The organism is Burkholderia sp. MSMB0856 (assembly GCF_001524645.2).
Taxonomy (GTDB): domain Bacteria; phylum Pseudomonadota; class Gammaproteobacteria; order Burkholderiales; family Burkholderiaceae; genus Burkholderia; species Burkholderia diffusa.
Genome location: NZ_CP013429.1, coordinates 57,761 through 80,443, shown reverse-complemented (window position 1 = coordinate 80,443; position 22,683 = coordinate 57,761). Strand labels below are relative to the sequence as shown.

Sequence of the window (22,683 nt, the reverse complement as noted above, 5' to 3'; positions counted from 1 at the left end):
GCGGCGCGCCGGCGAACGCTTCAGCGATGCGAGCCGGCCCGCGCGCCGCCCGGCGCGCTGTCCGCGCCCGCGTGCCCCATGCCGCGCAGCGAGCGCAGCAGCAGCACGCTGACGAAACACAACGCCGCGACCACCACGAAGCCGGTGCGCGAATCGTGCGACGCCGCATCCGCGAACGCCTTGATCTGCGGCGACACGAAGCCGCCGAGATTGCCGATCGACACGATGAACGCAATGCCGCTCGCGGCGCCCGTCCCGCCGAGATAGCGCGTCGGCAGGCACCAGAACACCGGCTGGCACGCGACCAGCCCCGGGATCGCGATGCAGAAGGCGAGCAGCGCCAGCACCGGCGTGTTGATCACGGATATCGATGCGAACGCGAGAATCCCGACCGTCAGCATGCCGGTCGCGACCTGCAGATGGTTGTCGTGGCGATCCGCGAAGCGCGTCGCGACGATCATCGCCGCAATCGTGCACAGCCACGGAATCATCAGCAGCAATCCGATTTTTCCATCGATCTGGGTGCCCATCGTCGCGGCGAATTTCGACGGCAGGTAGAACGCGAGCGGCGCATTGCCGATCTGGATGCAGAAGTACGCGGCAATGAAGGTCAGCACGCGACGGTCCTTCAGCACGCCGAACACCGTCGCGGACAGGTGCCGCGATTTCGCGCGCTCTTCCGCATCGAGCGTGTCGCACAATGCGCGCTTCTCGTCGTCGGTCGCCGGGAAAGAATCCGGCCTCCGCCGCGCCGAGCAGGAAGCGGATCGTATAGAACTGCGTCGGCGTATGCGCGAACATCATTGCCGCCGAGACGAAGCCCCACGTCACCATGATCCGGCTCATCCACACGCGTGCGCCGATGCGATTCATGATGAGGTTGCTCGGCACTTCGAACAATGCATAACCGATGAAGAAAATGCCGGCGCCGAATGCGAATGCCGCATCGCTCAGGCCCGTGTCGGCCTGATAGGCGAGCTTCGCGAAGCCGACGTTCGCGCGATCGATGAAGGCCAGCGCGTACATCAGCGTGAGGAACGGCAGGAGCCGGACGGCGGCCTTCCTGACCGCCGTGGCAAGGTGCTGCGATTGCTGCGGATCGTGATTCATCGCTGTCTCCGGTTCGGTTCTTGTCGTGATGCCTGTTCGATTACGCTCGCCATTCGGGCCCGTCCCGGTACGCAAATGCATCGAGCGACGCCGGCTTCATCGTGACGCCGTAACCCGGCGCCTCCTGCGGCATCTTCTGGACGTCGGCCCGCACGCCCGCTCACCCGAGCGCCGCGATCAGGTACGGCTGCGCGACCGGCAGCTTCAGCGCGCGCGCCATGTCGACCACCGGGCGCAGGCGCCGTGTCTTTTTCACGTCGTGATTGCCCGCGATATCGGCCAGCCGGTGCGCAAGGAACGGGTTCAGGAAGCGGTCGCGCACCTCATCGAGGTAGGCCAGCGCCGCGTCGCGCTCGCCGAGCGCATCGAACACCGGCATCACCTCGTCGCTCCACACCGCCTCGAGCGGCGTGCGGTACGCGGGATCGTCCATCGCCGCGCCAACCGTCATGTCAGGCGCGCCGCCGCGCGTGCGCCATTGCTCCGCGAGCACCGTATGCCCGAGATTGAGCAGCAGCAGCTTCTGGCGCTCGTAACGTTCGAGATCGTCGGTCACGACGATGTCCGGGTGCTCGCACGGCAGCGTCATCCCCGCCGTGCGCCGCACCGCCCACAACGCATACGGTTCGGCGATCGCGCCGACCGGGTGAATCGGCTCCGACACGATCCGGTCGACGAGCGAGTTGACCCACACGCAGCCGTCGATCAGGTAATCGACGAAGGCCGCGTCCGCGCGCCAGCCCCGTGCGACGGCGACGACCAGGTCGCGCAGCGTGTCCCCATTGCGCGCGACGAGTTCGCACGGCAGCAGCGTGACGGGCGCCCCGCCCGCGCGGAAGCGCTCGTGCAGCAGCACCGCGAGCTTCGCCGCGAAACCGCGCGGCGCGCGGTGGCCGGCCAGAAGATCGGCCCCGTCGTCGTCGAACAGCGCATAGCCGCTGTCGCCGGTGTTGGACACGATGGCCCGGACCTCGCCTGCCACGCGCTCGCGCAACCGCGCCCAGTCGTCCACCGCATGCAACGCTTCCGTGATCGCCGTGCAGTCGACCTCGCGATCGATCGTCTCGCCGTGCCGCCGGCCGCGAATCCGCACCGGGTAGCGCCCGCTCGCGCGCAACGCATCGATGCGCGCACGGCTTTCCGCGCTCGACGTCGTCTGCACCACGGTGATCGCGCCGAGCGCGCGACCGGCGGCCAGCGCTTCCGACACGAACAGGTCGACGTGCGCCTGGAGAAAGCGGCTGGTGCCGAACTGCAGGATCGGATTGCCCATCGGTTCGCGCTCCGCGTTCAGCATTCAACGAGCGCCTTGATCACGCCGGCGTCCGGTTCGAGGAGTTCCGCGAACCGGTCAGGCAGGTCCGCGAGCGTCAGCGCGTGCGTCTTCAGCGCGTCGGTCGGCACCCGCCCCGCACGCATCGCGTCGAGCACCGTTTCGAAATCGGCCGGCGTCGCGTTGCGGCTCGCGAGCAGTGTCGTCTCGCGCTTGTGGAATTCTGGATCGGAGAACGAAATGCGGCCCTTCACGAGCGAGATCAGCACGTACTTGCCGCCGTGCGCGACGAAGTCCAGGCCGCGCTCCATCGCCGCGAGATTGCCGGTGGCGTCGAACACGACATCGAAGAATTCGCCGTCGGTCAGCGCCGCGAGGCGCTCGACGTCGGCTCCGCTCGTGTCGAGCGGCACGGTGGCGTGCGCGCCCAGCGCCGTCGCGCAGACCGCCAGCCGGTCCGCGCGGCCGTCGAGCACGCAGACCCGCGCGCCGCGCAGCGTGGCGAAGATCAGCGCGGCCATGCCGATCGGGCCCGCGCCGACGACCAGCACGCGTTGCCCGGACCGGACCTCGGCACGCGCGACCGCGTGCGCGCCGATCGCGAGGAATTCGATCATCGCGGCCTGGTCGAGCGTGACGCCGTCGGCCGCGAATACGAAGGCCTGCGGCACGGCGAGGTATTCGACCATGCCGCCGTCGGCGTGCACGCCCAGCACCTGGATCCGGGTGCAGCAATTGGTCTTGCCCGCACGGCACGCGACGCACGTCCCGCACGACAGATACGGCATCACGTAGACCTGGTCGCCGGCCTTGACGCGCGCGCCCGCCGGTGCGGTCTCGACGACGCCGGCCAGCTCGTGCCCCATCACCCTCGGATAGGCGAGGTACGGCTGGTTGCCGGTGAAGATGTGCATATCGGTGCCGCATACACCGACCCGCTTCACGCGGATCAGGACATCGTCGGGGCCCGCGGCCGGCACCGGGCGCTCGGCAACGACCAGACGACCGGGTTCTTCACAAATGACGGTTCTCATCGGTATCTCGGTAATGGATGAAACAGGACGGTGCGGCGCGTGCCACCGCCAAATTGGCCTGACCAGACACAGACTATTGGCCTGGCCTTAATTGGTCAAGCCAATTGGCAGGATATCCAGAAAAATCCCTAAAAGGCTCGGTGGCAAGTGCATGTCGCATGGTTCGGATATTTCCATCCTTCCTCGCTGCCATTGGACGTTAAGCGAAATCGACTGGCATACCGACCGGCCGGATGTTTGGTAAGGCCAATTTGCCCGCTCAGCCCGTAGCGATATCGGACGAAGCTCTTAACGCCGCGCCAATTGGTCAGGCCATTCAAAGTGAAGTAGACTGATCGCTTCGGATCGGACAACCGCGCGACGCGGCAAGGGGGAGCATTGCTGGACCAGTTCAAACAGGTGGATACACGCCGCCTGTATCAGCGCATCGCCGACCAGATTCGTTCGCTCATCGAAGAGGGGCGGTTCGCCGACGGAGAACGCCTGCCGCCCGAGCGGGATCTGGCTCAGCAGTTGGGCGTATCACGCCCGTCGGTTCGCGAGGCGCTCATTGCGCTGGAGATCGAGGGCATCGTCGAAGTCCGGATGGGCTCCGGCGTGTTCGTGTGCCCTCCCGCGAAGGCGTCGAATGCCGCGGCGACACCGCTGGGCGAAAATCCGATCGAACTGATGAGCGCCCGCGCCGCGCTGGAAGGCAGCGTCGTCGAACTCGCATGCGCACACGCGACGCCCGAACGGCTGGCGCCCGTGCGCCGCGCGGTCGAGGCGATGCGGTCCGCCATCGCGGAAGGCCGTTCCCCGCTGGCGCACGATCGCGAATTCCACGTCGCGATTGCAGCGATGACTGGCAATTCGGTGCTGGTCCGGCTGGTGGGCGAGCTGTTCGACGGACGCCACAGTCCGATCTCCTCGCGCGTCAGCGCGCGCACCGAAAGCAGGCAGACGTGGGCAAAGGCGTTCGACGAACACGAGTCCATTCTTCACGCGCTGGAAAACGGCGAGGTGCTGATGGCCCAGGCGGCCATGCGCACGCATCTTTATGCGTCGCAACGACGCTGGCTGGAACAGGAGCGAAACTGATTCGGGCGGGCCGTCACATGAAACACGTGCGGCCCGTGCACCGAACGGGCCTGAAGGCTGGTATCACTGCATCCAAGTTCAGATTGGCGAACCTTCAGTTCGCCATCGGTCTTAACCAGCACGGTCAGAACTTGTGCCGAATGCCAATCCTGGCCGCAGTCTGAAAACTCGTGCTGGACGGCGATCCGAGCGCTGCTTCGATTTGAGCGCCGTGTGCATGATCATGCGCGAGCGCACCAACGAAATAAACGTCCGTGCGTTTGGAAATGAAGTAATCCGCGCCGATGGTTACCTGATTCGCGCTGCCGACCCCGTTGTTGCGCTCTTGAAACTGGAACCCTGCGCCAAGCGAAATATCGGGCCTGACGAAGTAAGTCACGCCACCGTCATAGGTCAGCGCGCGAGCCTTGGTGCCGCTGCTCAACTGGACATCGGTCACTACGCCGAATATCTGAGCCTTCCCCAAGCTGTAAGTTGCGCCGCCAGCGTATTCCGTCAAATTCGCGGAATTTGTCGCGTTGTGCTGCTTGAAATACGACAGCGACGCTGCGAGCCCACCTTGGCTGTAGTTCAGCAGAAAATTCATCGAGCTGTTGGTGCCCAATGAGCCGGCGACATTGCCGAAACCGTGCATGGCGCCGACACTGAAGCCCGAAATCGTTGGCGAAAGATACTTCACCGAGTTGTTGACGTTATCGCCCCACAGCCGGTTATCAAGCGTGTACCCGCCAGCAGCATACGCAGGGATTCCCCACCCCAGGATACCCGCCGCCGTGTTTCCCGCGATCGAGTACGCCGGGAAAATATCGCCAATGAAGTCGTATTGCCGCCCGAGCGTCAGCGTCCCGAAGCGCCCATCAAGGCCTACGAAGGCTTCGCGATTGAACAACAACCCGTTTTGCGCCAAGGCCCCGTTGGAAAGTTGAAAGCCGCTTTCGAGCGTAAAGATCGCCTTGAGCCCGCCACCCAGGTCCTCTTTGCCAGTCAGCCCCCAGCGATCTCCCTGCGAGGACCCGGACGCAAATTGCACGAGCGCGCCATGCCCCGTGCTCGATGTCGCATTGTTCGTGTACGTCACGCCAGCATCGATCAGCCCGCACAGCGTCACTGACGACTGCGCATGCGCCGCGCCGCACCCAACCGCGGCGCAGACAACCATGCTTCGCTTGATGAGCATATTCATATCGCTTTCCTAATTTTATGGAGTAGTTTTCGTTGACGAGAATGACTGAGGAAAACGTCCCGCCGGAAGTGCATCGGAATCGTTTTGTCAATGGGCAGGCGTCTCCGGGTAATCCTCCAGCTTGCCTCGCTACAACGAACAGTCTCAGCACGTCCGCTTCCCACTGTGCGCCTACTCTATGAGCCGCTTTTTTTGAGCCCCATCGTTAGAAATGTCGACACGAACATCCTGGCCCGCCCCCTCGCTCACGAAGGACGAGGGCCCCGGCGAGCGTCGCTTTTTTTGATCTGCATGCATGCCGCGGGTCCAACTGCGGCATACATGCAACGAACGGGTATAGGAAGCGAAGTTCGTTGCTGATCAGTATTTTTTCCTTGCTATTCTTGATGTGTAATGCGAAACAGTCTTTCCACCCTGCCGCGCATGCTGTCTCCTGATTCCTCTTACCGATGAGGCACCCTTGAAGCCACCAGTTCACGACCTCACGCTCGACGAACTCCGACTTTTCGGGGACATCATCGGACGGCTCGAAGAGCTCGGACCGATGGTGGATGTAAGGCGCGTCGTTTTGTCGGACTTGACCCGGCTACTGCGATCCGATTTCTGCGTCTCGTACAACTGGGATACAGAGAAAGGGACATACGTCGACCCGATTGCGGTCAATGTCGACTCCGATCACGTGCGACGCTACACAAGCTGGTACCAACACAATGACCCGATGACGGCGCAGCTCTGCAAGATGCGCAGGGCTACCTTGGTGGAGGAGGTTATGGACCGGCCCGCACTAGAGAAGAGTGCGTTCTATAACGAGTTTCTCGCGCATGATGGTTTGCATCACGGAATCAACGTGTTTGTTTTCGACGGCGAACGGCAACTCAGCGATCTGAGAATCTGGCGAACAAAGAATCGACCTGACTTCGAGATGCGCGACAAACTCGTGCTCGATGCGCTCGAGCCGTTCCTTTGCCGCGCCATCAAACGTCGTGCCGGCAGCGCGACGGGCCTCACCGACCGCGAGAGCGAGATCGCCCAACTTGTCGCGAAGGGTTGTACCGATCAGGATATCGGCCGCCTGCTCTGCATCAGCTTGTCGACCGTGCGCACCCATTTGCGGCGGATCATGGACAAGAAGGGATTCTCCAACCGCGCGGAGCTTGCTGCTTCCGTCGCCGCGACCAGAACGACCATGCCGTCATGAGTGTGGAACGGCACGGTCGACGGTCAGATGCGAGCGACGCGACCAATCGTTTGATACGAGAGACTAAACCGCCAAGACGGCTTCGAGCTGCTCGCGAGACATATCGATCGAGTCGCCCGACAACACGATCTCTCCATGATCCAAGCCGATGAAATTGTCGGCGATCGCGGTTAAAAACGTCAGATTCTGCTCGACAACCACAAACGCCGCTCCTTCAGCGGTCCGAGACTGGATAACAGATGCCATCCGCTCCAGGTTCTCCTGCTGAACACCTTCCGACGGCTCGTCGATCAGCGTGAGAGGCGACCGCTCCGCGATGATTCTGGCGAAGGAAAGCAACTTCTTTTCACCACCGCTCAGCTTCCCCGCCGGCTGCATCAAGCGTTCTTTCAGACGCGGGAAAAACTGGAACAAGTCGTCGTATGCTTCCAGACTTCTGGTCTTGAATCCGAGTGTCAGGTTGTCTGCGACGCTCAAATTGTCAAAGACAACCCGCTCCTGAGGCGCGTAGCTCATCCCTAAACGTCGCCGTTGGTGCGACGGCACGTTGCCGACTTCACCGCCGTTGACCGTGACAGCACCGGACGTGGGCTGAACGACGCCTGTCAAAGCACGCATCAGTGTCGACTTGCCCACACCATTGCGGCCGAATACACCCAGGACGTTACCCGCGGCCACCTCGCCGCTGATCCCCTTGAGCACCATCGTGTCACCATACCCAGCGACGATCGACGAAAACCTCAACATTGCTTCTCGCTGGAGCTCGCTCATTTTCTTCCTCCGGAGTAGACAGCCTTGACCTCCGCCGACATCTTGATTTGCGACAGAGATCCGACCGCGAGGCTTCTTCCCTGATGGAGGACCACCACGTTGCTGGCGATCTTTTCGAGCGCGCTCATGTCATGCTCGATCACGATGGCTGACGCCTCCAGTTCGCCGACGGTCGACGTGATCGCTTCCATCATGTGACGGGTTTCGTGCGCCGAGAGGCCGGCGCACGGCTCGTCAAGAAGCAAAAGACGCGGTTCGGTGATTGCCACCATCGCGAACTCCAGCATCTGGCGCATCCCTTGAGAAAGATCTCCCGCGCGAACCATCATATTCGATTCGAGAAACCCGAATTTTCCGAGCGTGCGAACTCGTTGAACCGAATTCCAATGCAAAGGCGCCGCAGTCAGCGTCTCATGAGGACGTATCCGATTCGCCCACAGCGCGATCTGAAGATTCTCGTTGACGGACAACTGGGCAAAAACCGTGGGAATCTGAAACTTGCGGCCGACTCCCAGTCTGGCGACCTGCCAGGCCTGAGAGGACGAGATCTCGCATCCGCGAAAGCGGATTTCGCCTGAACGGACTGGCAAACGACCCGTCATTGCATTGAATGTCGACGTCTTCCCGGCGCCATTGGGGCCAATGAAACAATTGATGACCCCGGCGCCTACCTCGAGATCGAGCCCGTTGAGAATGTTGACGCTACCCTGGCTTACTTCCACCTTCCTGAAACTAAGCAGCGTAGATTGAGGCGGCCGTACGTCAATCGCAGCGACGTCGGGAGCATCCGCCCGTTTCTCCGGAATCGCGTTCACGACGCGCAGACCCGCAATTCGGGCAAGCGCAGCAGCCGCGCCGGCCAGGCCATCGGGAAATAGTCGCACCACACCGATGAAAATCAGCGCGATCAGTACTTCCCAATAGGTAAACAGATCACGCCAGGTCGCTGCAAGCAGTCCGATCACGACGGCACCGAGTTGCGCGCCCAGCGGGCTGCGCTTCCCCCCAACGGCCGCCCAGATGACAAACTGCGCTGACAACGCCACTCCGATCGCCTGAGGACCGACGAGACCCTCGTGCGGCGCATACAGCGTCCCACCCAGACCGGCGATCGCACCCGAGAGGCCAAAAGCGGCAGCCTTCAGTTTGTGTGTCGCGAATCCAAAAAACTGGAGGCGGTCTTCATTCTCTGAAGTGGCGGCCCAGAGCGTCCCGATCGGCCTGCGGTTCAACCAGGTGATCAATGCAGTGACGACAACCGAAGCCGCCGCGATCACGTAATACAGATTTCCATACCTGTCGGTCATCGGCAGGTCAGGGATATCTGTCAACCCATTGAAGCCACCGGTTACGCCGCTCCATTGATTGGCGACCAGAAACCCCAACATGCATAGCGCAAGGGTAATCAACGAAAAGAACGGCCCACTGTCAATCCGGCGCGCAAAGACGATAAATCCGATTGCATAAGCCAGGGCCGCCGGCACTGCGATTGCAAGCGGAAGCAGAATGATCTGCCATTCGCCACCGGCCGCGGCTGCAGCGCGCAATACCAAGGCGCTGACATATGCGCCCAGCCCGAAAAACAGACTTTGGCCCAGCGGCAAAAAACCCGAATTCCCCCAGCACAAAGCAACGCTTTGCGTCGCCATGCCATACAGCAACAGAAGCCCGATCTGGTTTGCGCTGTAATCACCGGCCCACAGCGGCAAGCTGAGAAGAATCGCCGCCGTGACAACCTGGAGGGACGTTTCAACGGCGCGAGACGAGGCCATTTGGGCGACTCCACAAGAAATAGATGGACAGGATCAGAACAGCGGTATAGCCCGACGTCTGATCGATGAAACTCGACACTGCAACCTGCGTTCCTCCGATGACGAGCGCGCCTACCGCGAGACCGAGCAGGCTGCCCAGGCCACCGACAACGAGCACGAAAAACGAATTGAGCAGATAGTCGAGGCCCATGTATGGCTCGACCCGCACGATCGGTGCGAGAAGCACCCCCGCCAACCCGGCCAGCACCACACCCGTGATGAAAGTGCCGCTGGCCAGTCGGGTCGTATTGATGCCGGCCGCCTTGGCAAGAAGGGGATTCGCGACCATGCCTCGAATCCGCGCACCCGTCTGGCTGCGGCTGTACCATGCCGCGAGCCCGGCGAATGCCAGCCCCACCGCGAGCATCATCGCAAGCCGGAATGCCGGGTACTGGGTGCCGAAGAAGTCGATCGACGCGCCATCCGCACCCGCCACGTCCTGGTAACCCTTTCCGAACAATGCGACCACGCCTTCGCGGAGAAGGATCGAAACGCCCCACGTTGCGAGCAAGGTATCGAACGGCCGCTGATACAAAGGACGAACCAGCACGCGCTCGACGATCCACCCGACAGCAGCACATACGACGATCGCCAAGGGTATGGCAAGCAAGGCGGGCAGCCCGAGACGCTGCACGACGACCACCGAGTACGCGCCCAGCATGATGAACTCGCCATGCGCCATGTTCAGCACGCCCAGCAGCCCGAACACGATTGCCAGACCGATCGTCGTGAGCGCGAGGGCCGCACACGCGTACCCGAGATTGAGAATGTAGGAAAGAAGCATGACTTCAACCCACACCCGCTCCGCTCGTGCAGGTTTCGGCCGAGCTAAGTTGCGAGAACGTCTTGACGATGTCGTATCGGGCCCCTGAAGCCTTGGCGAGGAAGATGTCGGCCGTCACGTTGCGGGACTTCATCGTGACCACGCCACGCGGGCCTTTGTAACTTGCCCCATCGGAAGCCTTCATCAGATCGCCGATCGCCGCCGAGTTCGCCTTCTTGGCCATGGCGTCATACATCAGGATGCCCTCGTATGTCGACTCGCCGATGCTGCTCAATACCGCCGAAGCGCCGAATCGCTTGTGATAGCGCTCCAGAAACTGGCCGGACGTGGCGGTCGGCGTCGAGAAAAAGCCGGAAGCCGAGTAGAGGTTCCTGGAGTTGGACGCCCCGATGCCGATCAGCGTGTTTTCCTCGATCATCGTGCCGAAGCGGATCATCTTGTCGCTGAGACCGAAGCTCGCAAAACTTCTGTTGAACGTGACGGCCGACCCGCCCACCAGCGTGATGAAGACCGCATCTGCCTTGCTGTCCCGGATTTTGCCAAGCACCGCGTCAAAGTTATCGACGTCGAATGGAACGTACTCTTCGCCGACCACGGTCGCGCCGGAACCCTGAATCGCCTTTTTCGCCACTTCGTTCGACTTGCGTGGCCAGATGTAGTCGTTGCCGATCAGGAACCAGCGCTTGACCTGGTGTTTGGCGGTCAGCCACGGAATGACCGGCGTCAGTTGCTGCGCAGGCGTCTCGCCAACGAAGAACGCGCCCTTCGCGCAGTCGCCGCCCTCGTACATCGGGGTATAGAAGTAAGGCACCTGGCCTCGGAACAAACTTTCCAGCGCCGTGCGGACAGCGCTATCGTGCGATCCGACAAAGACCTCCGCCTTGTCGCGCTTCCAGAGGCGCAGAGCCGTCTGCGCCGACTCGGAAGGTGCGGCGCCAGCGTCTCCCACCAGCAATTCGAGGGGGCGCCCCAGAACGCCCCCGCGCGCATTGATCTCGTCGATTGCCATCGCTGCACAGTTCTTACAGGCCTGACCGAAAAATGCGGCCGGCCCGCTCATCGGCGCCATCAGCGCCAACTTCAGCGGCTGGTTTGCCGCGCGTACCGACGCCGGTACGAGCCCCCCGGCGCCCATCGCGGCACTTGCAGCACCGAGCGCAATACTTTTAAGGACATTTCGACGATTCATTTGCTTGCCTTTCTCGTTAAGCCGTTGCCGGATGTATCAAACGTGTGCGTCGAGACGCGGGAACGTCGCGGCACACAGAACGCGCTCCATTTGCTTGCCGATCTGCAGGATTCGCCGATCCGAATAGGGAGCACCGTCCAGCGCCAATCCAACCGGAAGCCCATCCTGCGTCAGACCCGCGGGAATGGTGATGCCGGGTACCCCTGCGTTGCTGCCTGGTTCGGTATTTCGTGTGTATGCGGCAAAGACATCGAGCGCGTCGGACCCGACCGCCACGGTTTCAGAGCCGATGTTGCAAGCCGGAATCAGGACAGTCGGAAATAGCAGTGCGTCTGCCGCCACTTCGCGAAGACACTCCACATAAGACGTGCGCGACCGCTCTCGTGCGAGAAGCGCATCGGCATATTCGGTCGCGGAGATCGCGCCGGACCCCAAGATATCGCTGACGATCCGGACCACATCCGGACTCTTGATCTGGGCAACGATCTCCGGGAACGTCACCGCCACGCCACCTGTTTCCAGATAGCGGCCCAAGGCACCGCAGAATTCGAAAAATGGGATGGTTGCGCTCTTCTGCGCACGGAAAAACGGATAACGTCGCAGGTCTACGTCGACCAGTTCGAAGCCCGCGTCCTCGAGCTTCCGCAGGGCGACTTCAAGTACCGGCCGGGCATCGGGTGACACCCCCTCCCACAACGTCGAGTACGGGACTGCCAGGCGAACGTCACGTGCGCCGTCGACAACGGGAAGCGTCGAGCCACTTCCGGACAAGATCTCGTCCAGCAACATCACGTCGGAGACGGTTCGGGCGATCGGGCCGACCGTGTCACGCGTGGGCGATATCGGTACGACTCCCTCTGAAGGATAGCGACCATGCGTAGGACGAAAACCGACCAGTCCACACAACGCCGCCGGTATTCGCACCGATCCGCCCGTGTCAGTGCCGAGCGCCGCCGGTACCGCACCACTCGCCACCAGCACCGCAGATCCACCGCTGCTTCCTCCCGGAATTCTGGAAGCGTCATACGGGTTGCGGGCCGGGCCAAAACATCCGTTGTCGTTGGTGCAGCCGAATGCGAGTTCGTGCATGTTGGCTTTGCCGGCTGCCAAAGCACCCGCTTCGATCAGGCGTGTCACGACTGGCGCGTTCGCTCGAGGTACAGCGTTGCGGAGCGCTGCCGTTCCAGCGGATGTCGGCATGCTCAAGCAATCGATGTTGTCCTTGATTGCCAACGGGATGCCTGCAAGCGACATCCGACCTGTTCGGGCAGCGAGCGATTCATCATGCGCCCGCGCCGATTGCAGCAATTTCTCCGGGTTGAAATGCACGAACCCGTTCAGCGACTCGGTTTTGACCTGTTGATCCACCAGCGCCTGAACGTATTCCAGGCAGGAGATCTCGCGTCGATCGATCGCATCTTTTGCGTCGACGACTGAAAGCTGCGGGAGGGCTGGCATCTACGTCTCTCTTACATTTCGGTCTTCGTAGAATGCGCGTCTGCTTTTTTGCCGCGCATCGTCAGAAATGATGACGCACCGCCCCTGATACAACCCCACGACCGACGTCGGCGGCATTGATCACGCGAGCTCTCCCCAACGATCTGCAATCCAACTGGTCTTTGCCAAACACTCAGACCGCATCTATGTTCGAGACGGAATGCTTCGACGTCGCGGCGGGCACCGTTTCATCGAGAAACATCCCCACGAGAGCGCTCACCAACGACACCCCCCCGACGATCAGCATCGGATAACCAAGACCGAACGTGTCGGCGAGTCCACCTGCCACCACGGGCATCAGGACCCCGCCAATGAGTTCACTGATAGCGGTCGGAACGCCTACGGCGGAGCCAGTCAGGGTGGACGGTACGGATTCGCAAGGAATCACGGCAAGAAAGAGCGGCGCGATGCCGAAGCCGAAAATCCCGGCAGCAAAGAGATTGGCGAACATGACGATCGGAGAAGCATGACAAAGCACAAACGCCAACATCAGGATGCCATAGCAAGTTGCGGAAACGACGAGCACGATACGCCGCCCGAGCCGATCAGATACCGCCGGAACAGCGATCATCCCGACAAACCCGCCGAAACCCCATCCGGAGATGATCAGGCCAACCGTGCCGAGGCTGAGGCCCACTACCTTGGTCAGATAGAGCGCGACAAACGTCGAGAAAACGAACAGGCCCGTCTGGAAAAGCGATCCGATGACCGTGGTCAGCCAGATGTTCTTGTATCTCAGCACGGCCAGGGGGCCACCCGACGCCGACCGAGCCTGTTTATCGCGACCTGCCTCCGACTTTCGCATGGTCTTGCCGATCAGGAACGTCAGCAAAAGCCCCGGGATGCCGAGAACGAAGAACACCCACTCCCAGCGCATATGCATCACGAGCTGGGTAGCGATGATCGGTCCAAGGCCGATACCCAGAAGGGGAAAAAACGATTGATGAATACCCAGATTCAAGCCGCGCCGGCGCGGCGTCGATATTTCGTCGATGGTTGCAACGCTGGCGCTGAAGACGCCCCCCTCTCCCACGCCAAGGAGGCCGCGCACAAGCAGCATGCCGTGGAACGACTTGGCGACACCGGTAAAGGACGTCATCACCGAGAAGAAGATTGAAGACCCCAGCAGAATCTTGCGACGCCCATGGCGGTCGGACAGACTCCCGAGCACCCATGTCGAAATTGCCCACGTCAACGCGAGAACCGAGGCAATGGCGCCTGCCTGCGTGTTGTTCAGTTTGAGTTCGGGCAGAAGAACCGGAAACAGATACACGATGACCAGACGGTCGAGACCAACGATTCCGAACAGCACCGCAAGAAAGATGACCATCTTCCATTCGTAGTCTCTATTTTCTTTGTAGTTCATATCGACATCCTAAATATATAGTCGTTACCGGATTGCTGTTATTTCGAATAAACGCCATCCAGTTTCAATCAACATCAATCGAGCCCGACGGTCCCGCTACCGATCTGCTCCACTTCTCGCAGGCTCGGACAAGCAGCCATCGTCCGACGATGTTTGATCATCGGCGAGCGTCCCCACAGGCGTTGTGTCGCGAATCTCGGCGAAAGGGGGCCGCGGTCGCCGGTCGATCAGCAAACGCAGAACGTCCGGCCGGGAGTAATGCCCCGCGGGATCGAAAACGCACTTCGAAAGCGATTGCGTGCCGAGATCGATATTGGCGTAGAGCAGTCCTTCTGCGGTTTCGTCGATCTTTTCGAACAGCTCCGCCCCGTCAGGTCCGTATCCAACGCTATGGCCACCGCCTGCCCGCAACAGCAGACGTTTGTCAGCGGTGTCACAAAGGCTCTCGACCATCTCTTCGGTGACGACTGTCGAAGGCGCGAGGACAAAGCAGCCGCCTTCGACGGCATAGGTCCGCGAAACCGCGTTGTTCACCTGGTGGCTCAATGCGCTGGCAAATTCGTAGAGGGAAAAGCTCGGCCACGCGGCAACGTGGACCTGTTCGCCTTGCGCATACATCGCGGCCTTGGTCAAAGGTTGCACGTGTTCGGCACAACAAAGCGCGCCGAGCTTTCCCAGCGGACTGTCGATCACGGTCAAACCACTTCCCTCACCGTCACCGAAAACCGTCCGCTCGAGGTGCGTGGGCTTGAGTTTCTGTCGTTGCAGGAGCGTTTCCCCGTCGCGACCGATGATCCATTGGGAGATATACAACGAGTGGCCCTTGCGCTCCGAGAGCCCCATCACCACCGTGATACGGTTTTTTCTCGCAGCCTCCCTCAGTGCATCGGCTTCCGGGCTGTCGTAGCTCAGCGAGTTGTCGAAGTAACGCTGAACATAGCCTTTGCTCATATACCAGGCCGGTGTACCGAGCCAGATATGGAACGGATAGCCCGGCAGCCAGACTTCAGGGAATGCGATCAGGTCGGCGCCGGCTTGAGCGGCCTCTTCAATCAGGCGTACGGACTTGTCGATTCCGGCCTGAAGATCGAGGAATGCCGGGGCGGCCTGCACCACAGCCGCTTTGTATTGGGGATGGTTGAGAGCCAAGATACTCCTCCACGACTCGCGGGACGGGAAGCCCGCAACGTTGTAGATGAAGTGTCCCGGGCCAATATGCCGGACGCTTGACTCTGACAGAACAGGATTTTCACATATGCTGCCAGCAGGCTGGACCGCTGCGCGGCCAACTCAGGGGCGATTCAAAAAGCGTCGCGATGCTTCGCACGGTAGTCGCGTGCGGACATTCCGAAGTGACGTCGAAACGTACGGCTGAAATGCGATGCATTATTGAAACCCCATGCCATCGCGATATCGGTAATCGAGCGGTTCGCGTAGGCGCGTTGCTGAAGCCACTCGCCGCACCCGTTGAGTCTGGTCGTACAGATGATCTCGCCAATCGACTCTCCGGCCTCGGCGAACAATCGGTAAAGATAACGGCTGGAAACCCCCAGCTCATCGGCGATCTGTTCGGGTCCCAGTTCCGGTTCGTGAATACGGTCTTTGATCAACGCACGTGCCCGGAGCAGATGCATCTCTTTCACGTTGGATCTGGACAGCGGGGCCGAGTTGAAATAATCGGCCAGCGCCAGGGCGACCAGATTCGCGGTCACATCGGCAAGCCTGGCGCAGCCGGCCACGACGCCTTCGTCCGACGAAAGCGCTCTGTGCAGGGACGCGACATGGTCCGCTGCGATGCGGCGGATCCCGGTCGCCGCGGGAATCCTCACTGCGGTGTGCTGCCGGCCACACGGCACCAGTTTCTCCAACGCCTTGCGTGGAAAGCGGATCGTGTAATGCTCGCCGGAGAAATGCCAGGCGAAATTGCGCGACGAGTCAAACAGCACCATGTCGGTAGGGTCGACGAATGCGGTGCGGGCATCCTGCTCGATCGCACCTCGTCCCTCGATCTGTATCGACACAAGCAGGTAGTCGTCCGCAGTGCGCCGCACTTCCTCCCAGTCATGCGCCGCAACGTGATCGACCGCCGAGATCCGTGACACGCACACGCCGTCGGTGTTCACGCTGGAGATCTCGCCACGAAATCCCTGATCGCACTCGGTCCTGAAAACCATGGGGACGCAGCTGTCCCGAACCTGATCCGCCCAGGCCAAAAGCCTGTCGTCGCGATGGTAATGATCCGTAGTAATCACTTTATTCATGGCACAAGATTCCGACTGCAAATACGCGGGATAGCTATCCCGAACCATTGCGCATCCAGAATCCGGCGTCAATGCGCAGTAACCTACGACGGTCGCTTCGAAATGTAGCTGCGATCGAGCTCACGGACCGAGCGACAACCGACGAGGGCGAGCGTTCGGTCTGTTTCGTGTTTGATCATCTCGATGACGTCGCTCGCTCCGGTTTCCCCTCTGGCTGCCAACCCGTACAAAGTGGCCCGCCCCAGCATCACGGCATGTGCGCCCAAGGCGATCGCCTTGACGACATCAGCCCCCGTCCGTATGCCACTGTCGAGAATGACCGTCGTTCCCGAGGTACTCTCGACGATTTCCGGCAGCACATCGGCGGTTGCGGGCAGGTCGGCGAGTTGCCTGCCGCCGTGGTTCGAAACGATCACGCCGTCCGCTCCGAACTCGACGCACCGCGCGGCATCTTCGGCCGTCACGATGCCCTTGACGAGGAGTTTTCCCGGCCATTCGTCCCGCAAACGGCGCAGGTCATCCCAGCTGAAGCTCGCATCCATCTGTCTGCGAAGAATCGCTGCCTGGGAGGCCGTGTCCGATGCATCGTCCGTAGCGAAATTTTTCAACTCGGGCATGCCGTTCATCAGATATGACCAAAGCCAACGCGGGTGCGATAGTCCGTCGACGGTCGCACGCGCGCTTGCCTTGAACGGCATGGCAAAGCCATTGCGAAGATCGCGTTGGCGAAATCCGTTGACCGCTACATCGGTGGTGAGGATCAAGGTCGAATATCGAGCCGTTCGGGCGCGATTGACCAGGCTCTTCGCGAGGTTGCGATGAACAACATACAGTTGAAACCACAGTTCGCCGTCAGCCCCTTTTGCCACCTCTTCGATGGACATGTTTGAAGCCGTCGATAGCGCAAAGGGAATACCGGCCTTGCCCGCCGCACGCGCAAGCGCGAGGTCACCCTTGGGCCAGAATGCGCTGTTGAGGCCCGTTGGCGCGATCACCAGCGGTGATGGAAGCCGCGTGCCCAGAAGCTCCACGGATTGCTCTCGTGTGCTGACATCCGTCAGTCGGCGTGGCAACAACTGCAATTTATCGAACGCCGAACGGTTATGCCTCAGTCCCGATTCATCGTCTGCCGCGCCTTCCAGATAGTCGAACACCATTCGCGGCAGCCGCCGTCTGGCTTCGTCACGATAGTCGCTGACGGAGAAAATGCCGGGAAATCCTGTTGTCATGATTTGCGTACTGTCAGAGTAAATCGTGATGCGAAAAACATGAGGCGCGCTGTACTCCGGTTTCGCGCGCCTCTCTCACCCTCGAGACCGAGATCAAGCGCGATTGATGGGCGGAATATGGCGACGCACGATCATCAGGCAGATGAAAACCATCGACATCGCGCCGCCAAGCATGCCCAGATACGCAGACGCCCCCCCCTGCGTGATCACGACTGCCCCTGCGAACGCGCTAAGAATCGCTCCGAGCCGCCCGAATGCGAGCGCGGATGCGGTTCCGGTCGCGCGTATCTCTGTTGGATAGACGTAGGCGCAAAGGGCGTACATCGTCGACTGAACCGCGTTCACGAAGAGGCCGTGCAAACCAATTCCGAACACCAGCAAGGTCGTGTGAGTGGAGACGTCAAGACCGCGCAGGAAAAGCGCGCTCGCGGATGCCATCAGGCAGCACACGAGCAACGGCCAGCGTGACCCGAACCGACCGATTGCCACTGCGCAGCCCAGTGCGCCAATTACGCCGCCCAGGTTGTAGGCAGTCAGACCCGAACCTGCCACCGAAGGGCTGAGACCCTCGCCAGCAAGCATCGTCGGCAGCCAGCTGAATGCACTGTAGACGGCGATCAGGTTCATGAAGAAGGCGACCCAGATTGCAAGCGTGTCACGGCCCTGGCCGTCCGCGAACAAGGCACGAAACCCCGGATGCTGTACCGCCCTCTGCTCCTTCTGATCGGCGAACACGGCGTCCGGCTGAATCGAGCGGGACATGCGGGTCAGCAGGTGACGCAGTTCGTTCCAGCGTTCGTGATGGCGGGCAAGGTAACGCGGCGACTCCGGCATGACGAGATACAGCAGGAGCGCCAGTGCCACGGGAAGCGTGCCGCCAATAAGAAAGAGCCCTCGCCAGCCATAATGTGGAAGCACAACGCTCGCGAACAGTCCAGCAAGCATGCCCCCCAGCGGTACGCAAACGATGGTTGCGGTCACTGCGAGCGTCCGCCGGCGAGCAGGCGTAAATTCCGCTGTCATGGTCGTCGCGCTTGGCAGCGCACCACCGATACCCAGTCCCGCGAAGAAGCGCAGGATTGCGATGGTCATGACGTCCGGCGATAGCGCGATCGAACTCGTCGCCAAGCCAAATACCAGCACGCTCCCAATAATTGCCCAGCGCCGGCCGAACTTGTCCGCGAAAAAGCCTGCGAATGCGCTACCTATACCCATGCCTACGAGGCCGGCAGCAACGGCGGGTGCAAATGCGTTGCGCGTAATGCCCCATTCCTTGATCAGGCTGGGAATGGCGAATCCGATGAGTTGCCCATCGAATCCATCCATCACGATCGCAAACGCGGCGAGAAAGACGACCATTCGCTGGAACGTCGAGAACGGTCCATCATCAAGGGTGCGGCCTATGTCTACGGTCGGCAGACGGAGATTGCGGTCGTTCATTTCACCTCCCCGGCCAGACCCGTGAAGCCTGAATCGCAGTCCTTGGTAATCCGCTTTCCGACGTGATGGTCAGACTCGAACGGGGTGCGATCGAGCGACAACTCAAAATTGACAATAGGCATTGCAGTCTCCTTGGGCTCATCGCCCGTCGTTCCAGGAGCGATGGCTTCTCGCCGGTATATCGTCGTTGTTTTGTTCGTGCCCACGATCCAGAGGCCCGTCTCTTCCACCGTGAGCAAGACGTGCCGTGATCGTAGCGACCATCAGAACGGATAGTGACGAGGCGTCGTTTGCACGGTAATCCAGCGCAAATCGGTAAATTCCGCGATCCCGGCTTTGCCACCGAAGTGCCCAAAACCGCTGGACTTCATTCCGCCAAACGGCATCTGCGCCTCGTCGTGAACCGTCGGCCCATTGACGTGGCAAAGCCCGGACTCGATACGCTTCGCTACCGTCAAGGCACGCGCGACGTCACGGCTGAAGACTGCCGCCGACAGACCATATTCATTGTCATTTGCGCATGCGATGGCCTCTTCGTCTCCATTGACGCGGACGATCGCCTTGACCGGCCCGAACGACTCCTCCCGATAGATATGCATGTCCGCCGTAACGTGGTCGAGCAGCGTGGCCGGCATGAGCGTGGTCTCGGATTTTCCACCGCATACCAACGTCGCACCTTTCGCCAGCGCGTCGTCGATCAGGTCGTTGCACTTCCTGACGGTCGCCATGTCTACGACGGAGCCGAGTACCACCGGCCCCTTTCTCGGATCGCCAAGCGGCAGGCTCTTTGCCTTTTCGGCCAGTCGCGCGACGAATTCATCGGCGATCTTCGTGTCGACGACGATACGTTCGGTGGACATGCAGATCTGACCGGAATTGGCGAACGCCCCGAATGCCGCGCCTTGAACCGCAGCTTCGATATCGGCATCGTGAAGAACAAGAAACGGCGCCTTTCCGCCGAGTTCAAGTACCGAAGGCTTCAGATATTTCGCGCACTGGGTTGCGATGATGCGGCCGACACGGGTTGAACCCGTGAAGTTCACACGTCTGACCGCGGGCTCGGCAATGAGCGCTTCGACAATGTCGCCAGCATTCGCCGGCGCATTCGTAACGAAGTTCACAACGCCGCGCGGCAGTCCGGCATCCTGTAACGCCTCGATGATGAGGCCGTGGGTCGCCGGGCAAATTTCGGAGCCTTTGAGCACGACGGTGTTGCCGCAAGCCAGCGGCAACGCGATGGCACGCACGCCAAGGATGACGGGAGCGTTCCACGGTGCGATCCCGAGCACGACGCCGGCGGCCTGTCGAACCCCAAGCGCGAGACTGCCGGGCACGTCCGACGGAATCACTTCGCCCGAAATCTGCGTGATCATCGCGGCAGCTTCGCGCAACCCGTCGGCCGCAAGCTTGACGTTGAAATCTGCCCACAGGCGGGAGGCGCCTGTTTCGGTTGCCATTGCCAGCGCGAAAGCGTCGCCCTTTGCTTCGAGCGCATCCGCGGCTCGATTCAGCAATGCGCGTCGCTCGCCTGGGCCCATCGCCGACCATGCGGGAAACGCTGTGGCCGCGGCGCGCACCGCGGCTTGTGCATCGGCGACGGTCGCGGCTGGCGCCATCGATGCAACCGAGTCGTCGAGCGGGTTACGGCGCTCGAATGTCGCCCCGTCACGAGCCATCGCACGCTCGCCGTTGATTAACATCGATACCTGATTCATTACTGTCTCCTGGAATATTTCTAAAAAGCCGGCCCGTCGAACCACCGACTCACGGTCAGGCCACGACAATTTCTACGAGGCGCGTTTCGCCCGAAGACAACGCGTCTTCCAGCGCGGACTTCAGCAACAGCGCGTCGCTCACTCGAACGCCCTTGCAACCCATGCTGTTGGCCAGGGAAACGAAATCCAGCCCCGGGAGGTCGGTGCCCTGTACCGGATCCGACGTGGAGAAGCCGAATACGGGCGCAAATTCCTGCAAGGCGGCGTAGCGGGCGTTATTCAGAATGACAAACGTGATCGGGAGATCGAGCTGGACGGCGCTATAGATCGCTTGCGGCGAATACATCGTCGAGCCGTCACCGATGAGGCCGATCACGCGACTGCCGGGTTTGCCCAAAGCCACGCCCACCGCGGCAGGCATGCCGTAACCCAGACCGCCGCTTGCCATCGTGTAAAACGTCTGACTGCGCGTGAATGGCAGATAACGTTGCATGACGGGACGCGAACTTGGCGCCTCCTCGACCACGATATCCGCTGCGTCGCGGACCTCGGACAGCGTCTGCAACGCATACGCGACCGACATGACCGCCGTGGGCTCGGCTCGCTCGACGACCTCGCGGGGAGCCGGTAGAGGCCGGCCATGCGGCGCCGGACGCGCGAGCAGGTCCGCGAGCCCCAAGCGAATGTTCGCCACCACCGAGGTGCCGACCGGTGTCCACGCCGCGGTAGCCGGATCGTCGATGAGCTGGTACAACGCCGCGCCATCAGGCACATGCGGCCCACTGCCTTCGACGTGATACGCAAACGCCGGCGCCCCGACGACGAAGATCAGGTCATGCCCATTCAGAATCCGAACGATTTTTTCGCGCATCGCCGGAAGGAATCCGGCGAAGAGTCGATGGTCTTCGGGGAAGCTGCAGCGCGACGACATTGGCGCGACATAAACCCGCGCATTGTGGCGCTCGGCCAACTGGATTGCCTCATTCCATGCATCGGCGCGATCGAGCTCCGCTCCGACGACGATCGCTGGCCGTCTGCAGTTGTCCAGCGCGTCACCGATCTCCGCAATCCGCACCGAATCAGGGCGGAACCGGGTGCTGACCCGTGTCACCTCGACGAAGTCGGCCGGCTGATCCCAGTCGTCGACCGGAATGGAAACGAACACCGGGCCACGCGGCTCCTGCATCGCCACGTGATAAGCACGGGCGAGCGCAAGCGGAACGTCAGCGGCACGAGCCGGTTCGATGCTCCACTTCACATAGGGCCGCGGCAACTCGGTTGCTTGCGATGCCGACAGAAACGGATCGAACGGCAGAATTGAACGGGCCTGCTGGCCGGCAGTAACGATCAGAGGCGTCCGGTTCTTGAAAGCCGTGAATATGTTGCCCATCGCGTTGCCGACGCCGGCCGCAGAATGCAGATTGACCAGCGCGGCATTGCCGGTCGCCTGGGCATATCCATCCGCCATGCCGACAACGACGGCTTCCTGCAGTCCGAGCACGTATCGGAAGTCCTCCGGGAAGTCGCGGAACATCGGTAGCTCGGTTGAACCGGGATTGGCGAACACGGACGTCATTCCGAGGCGCCGCATCAAGTCCACGACGGCATCGCGAACGGTCGGCTGCCCACTTGTGTTTCGTTGCATCTCGAGTCCCCTGCGGTTCGCCACTCAGGCTGGCGGTGATTGGATGAGCCGCAGTATGGGATTCGATGCATTGTTTGCAAATTGCCAAATAGGCTCA

General features: G+C 61.3%; 19 protein-coding genes and 1 pseudogene. 2 read left to right on the top strand and 18 right to left on the bottom strand.

Going from position 1 to position 22,683, the window contains the following annotated elements:
* Positions 1-20: 20 nt before the first annotated feature.
* The 4 genes and pseudogenes from WS87_RS34360 to WS87_RS29040 form a co-directional block, all read right to left on the bottom strand.
* The gene (locus WS87_RS34360) at positions 21-701 is read right to left on the bottom strand and encodes an MFS transporter (protein ID WP_059817233.1); all 681 of its coding nucleotides are present in this window, start codon (positions 699-701) and stop codon (positions 21-23) included.
* Between the two features lie 82 nt (positions 702-783).
* A pseudogene (locus WS87_RS34355) lies at positions 784-1,026 on the bottom strand (MFS transporter); the annotation flags it as partial.
* 244 nt (positions 1,027-1,270) lie between these two features.
* Entirely contained in the window at positions 1,271-2,383 is a 1,113-nt protein-coding gene (locus tag WS87_RS29045; protein WP_059817377.1) for a D-mannonate oxidoreductase, read from the bottom strand.
* 17 nt (positions 2,384-2,400) lie between these two features.
* Entirely contained in the window at positions 2,401-3,417 is a 1,017-nt protein-coding gene (locus tag WS87_RS29040) for a zinc-binding alcohol dehydrogenase family protein (protein WP_059817235.1), read from the bottom strand.
* A gap of 378 nt (positions 3,418-3,795) precedes the next feature.
* Between WS87_RS29040 and WS87_RS29035 the strand changes: the two genes are divergently transcribed.
* Complete coding sequence (locus WS87_RS29035) at positions 3,796-4,497, top strand: FadR/GntR family transcriptional regulator (RefSeq protein WP_059817238.1); 702 nt, start codon at positions 3,796-3,798, stop codon at positions 4,495-4,497.
* A 124-nt stretch (positions 4,498-4,621) separates the two neighbouring features.
* Here the strand turns inward: WS87_RS29035 and WS87_RS29030 are convergent, their stop codons facing one another.
* The gene (locus WS87_RS29030; protein WP_236873293.1) at positions 4,622-5,680 is read right to left on the bottom strand and encodes a porin; all 1,059 of its coding nucleotides are present in this window, start codon (positions 5,678-5,680) and stop codon (positions 4,622-4,624) included.
* Positions 5,681-6,140: 460 nt separating this feature from the next.
* Here WS87_RS29030 and WS87_RS29025 point away from each other — a divergent pair, with 460 nt between their 5' ends.
* Positions 6,141-6,878, top strand: coding sequence for a helix-turn-helix transcriptional regulator (locus tag WS87_RS29025; RefSeq protein WP_059817240.1), 738 nt, complete (start codon positions 6,141-6,143; stop codon positions 6,876-6,878).
* 63 nt (positions 6,879-6,941) lie between these two features.
* Here WS87_RS29025 and WS87_RS29020 read toward each other — a convergent pair whose 3' ends face one another.
* From WS87_RS29020 to mdlC, 13 genes are all read right to left on the bottom strand, one after another.
* Positions 6,942-7,649, bottom strand: coding sequence for an ABC transporter ATP-binding protein (locus WS87_RS29020; RefSeq protein ID WP_059817242.1), 708 nt, complete (start codon positions 7,647-7,649; stop codon positions 6,942-6,944).
* On the bottom strand, positions 7,646-9,421 hold the full coding sequence (locus WS87_RS29015) for a branched-chain amino acid ABC transporter ATP-binding protein/permease (RefSeq protein WP_059817244.1): 1,776 nt from the start codon (positions 9,419-9,421) through the stop codon (positions 7,646-7,648). Before WS87_RS29015 ends, WS87_RS29020 begins: the two co-directional genes overlap by 4 nt.
* The gene (locus WS87_RS29010; RefSeq protein WP_059817246.1) at positions 9,399-10,244 is read right to left on the bottom strand and encodes a branched-chain amino acid ABC transporter permease; all 846 of its coding nucleotides are present in this window, start codon (positions 10,242-10,244) and stop codon (positions 9,399-9,401) included. The genes WS87_RS29015 and WS87_RS29010 overlap by 23 nt, the downstream gene beginning before the upstream one ends.
* 4 nt (positions 10,245-10,248) lie before the next feature.
* Positions 10,249-11,433, bottom strand: coding sequence for a substrate-binding domain-containing protein (locus tag WS87_RS29005; RefSeq protein ID WP_059817248.1), 1,185 nt, complete (start codon positions 11,431-11,433; stop codon positions 10,249-10,251).
* Positions 11,434-11,469: 36 nt separating this feature from the next.
* Positions 11,470-12,891 carry an indoleacetamide hydrolase gene (gene iaaH, locus WS87_RS29000; RefSeq protein ID WP_082750579.1) on the bottom strand — a complete coding sequence of 474 codons (1,422 nt, stop codon included), beginning with the start codon at positions 12,889-12,891 and terminating at the stop codon, positions 11,470-11,472.
* Between the two features lie 172 nt (positions 12,892-13,063).
* Positions 13,064-14,296, bottom strand: coding sequence for an MFS transporter (locus tag WS87_RS28995; protein WP_218929489.1), 1,233 nt, complete (start codon positions 14,294-14,296; stop codon positions 13,064-13,066).
* 96 nt (positions 14,297-14,392) lie between these two features.
* A complete protein-coding gene (locus WS87_RS28990) occupies positions 14,393-15,445 on the bottom strand; it encodes a carbon-nitrogen hydrolase family protein (RefSeq protein ID WP_059817251.1) in 1,053 nt (350 codons plus the stop codon).
* Positions 15,446-15,597: 152 nt separating this feature from the next.
* Positions 15,598-16,557, bottom strand: a complete 960-nt coding sequence (locus WS87_RS28985; RefSeq protein ID WP_059817253.1) for a helix-turn-helix domain-containing protein — start codon at positions 16,555-16,557, stop codon at positions 15,598-15,600.
* 83 nt (positions 16,558-16,640) lie between these two features.
* Positions 16,641-17,786 (bottom strand): alpha-hydroxy-acid oxidizing protein, encoded by a 1,146-nt coding sequence (locus WS87_RS28980; protein ID WP_082750581.1) that lies wholly within the window; start codon positions 17,784-17,786, stop codon positions 16,641-16,643.
* Between the two features lie 93 nt (positions 17,787-17,879).
* Positions 17,880-19,226, bottom strand: a complete 1,347-nt coding sequence (locus WS87_RS28975) for an MFS transporter (RefSeq protein WP_059817257.1) — start codon at positions 19,224-19,226, stop codon at positions 17,880-17,882.
* A complete protein-coding gene (locus WS87_RS28970) occupies positions 19,223-19,465 on the bottom strand; it encodes a hypothetical protein (protein WP_059817259.1) in 243 nt (80 codons plus the stop codon). Before WS87_RS28970 ends, WS87_RS28975 begins: the two co-directional genes overlap by 4 nt.
* 24 nt (positions 19,466-19,489) lie before the next feature.
* Complete coding sequence (locus WS87_RS28965) at positions 19,490-20,941, bottom strand: aldehyde dehydrogenase (RefSeq protein ID WP_059817261.1); 1,452 nt, start codon at positions 20,939-20,941, stop codon at positions 19,490-19,492.
* Positions 20,942-20,996: 55 nt separating this feature from the next.
* On the bottom strand, positions 20,997-22,586 hold the full coding sequence (mdlC, locus tag WS87_RS28960) for a benzoylformate decarboxylase (RefSeq protein ID WP_059817383.1): 1,590 nt from the start codon (positions 22,584-22,586) through the stop codon (positions 20,997-20,999).
* Positions 22,587-22,683: the final 97 nt, after the last annotated feature.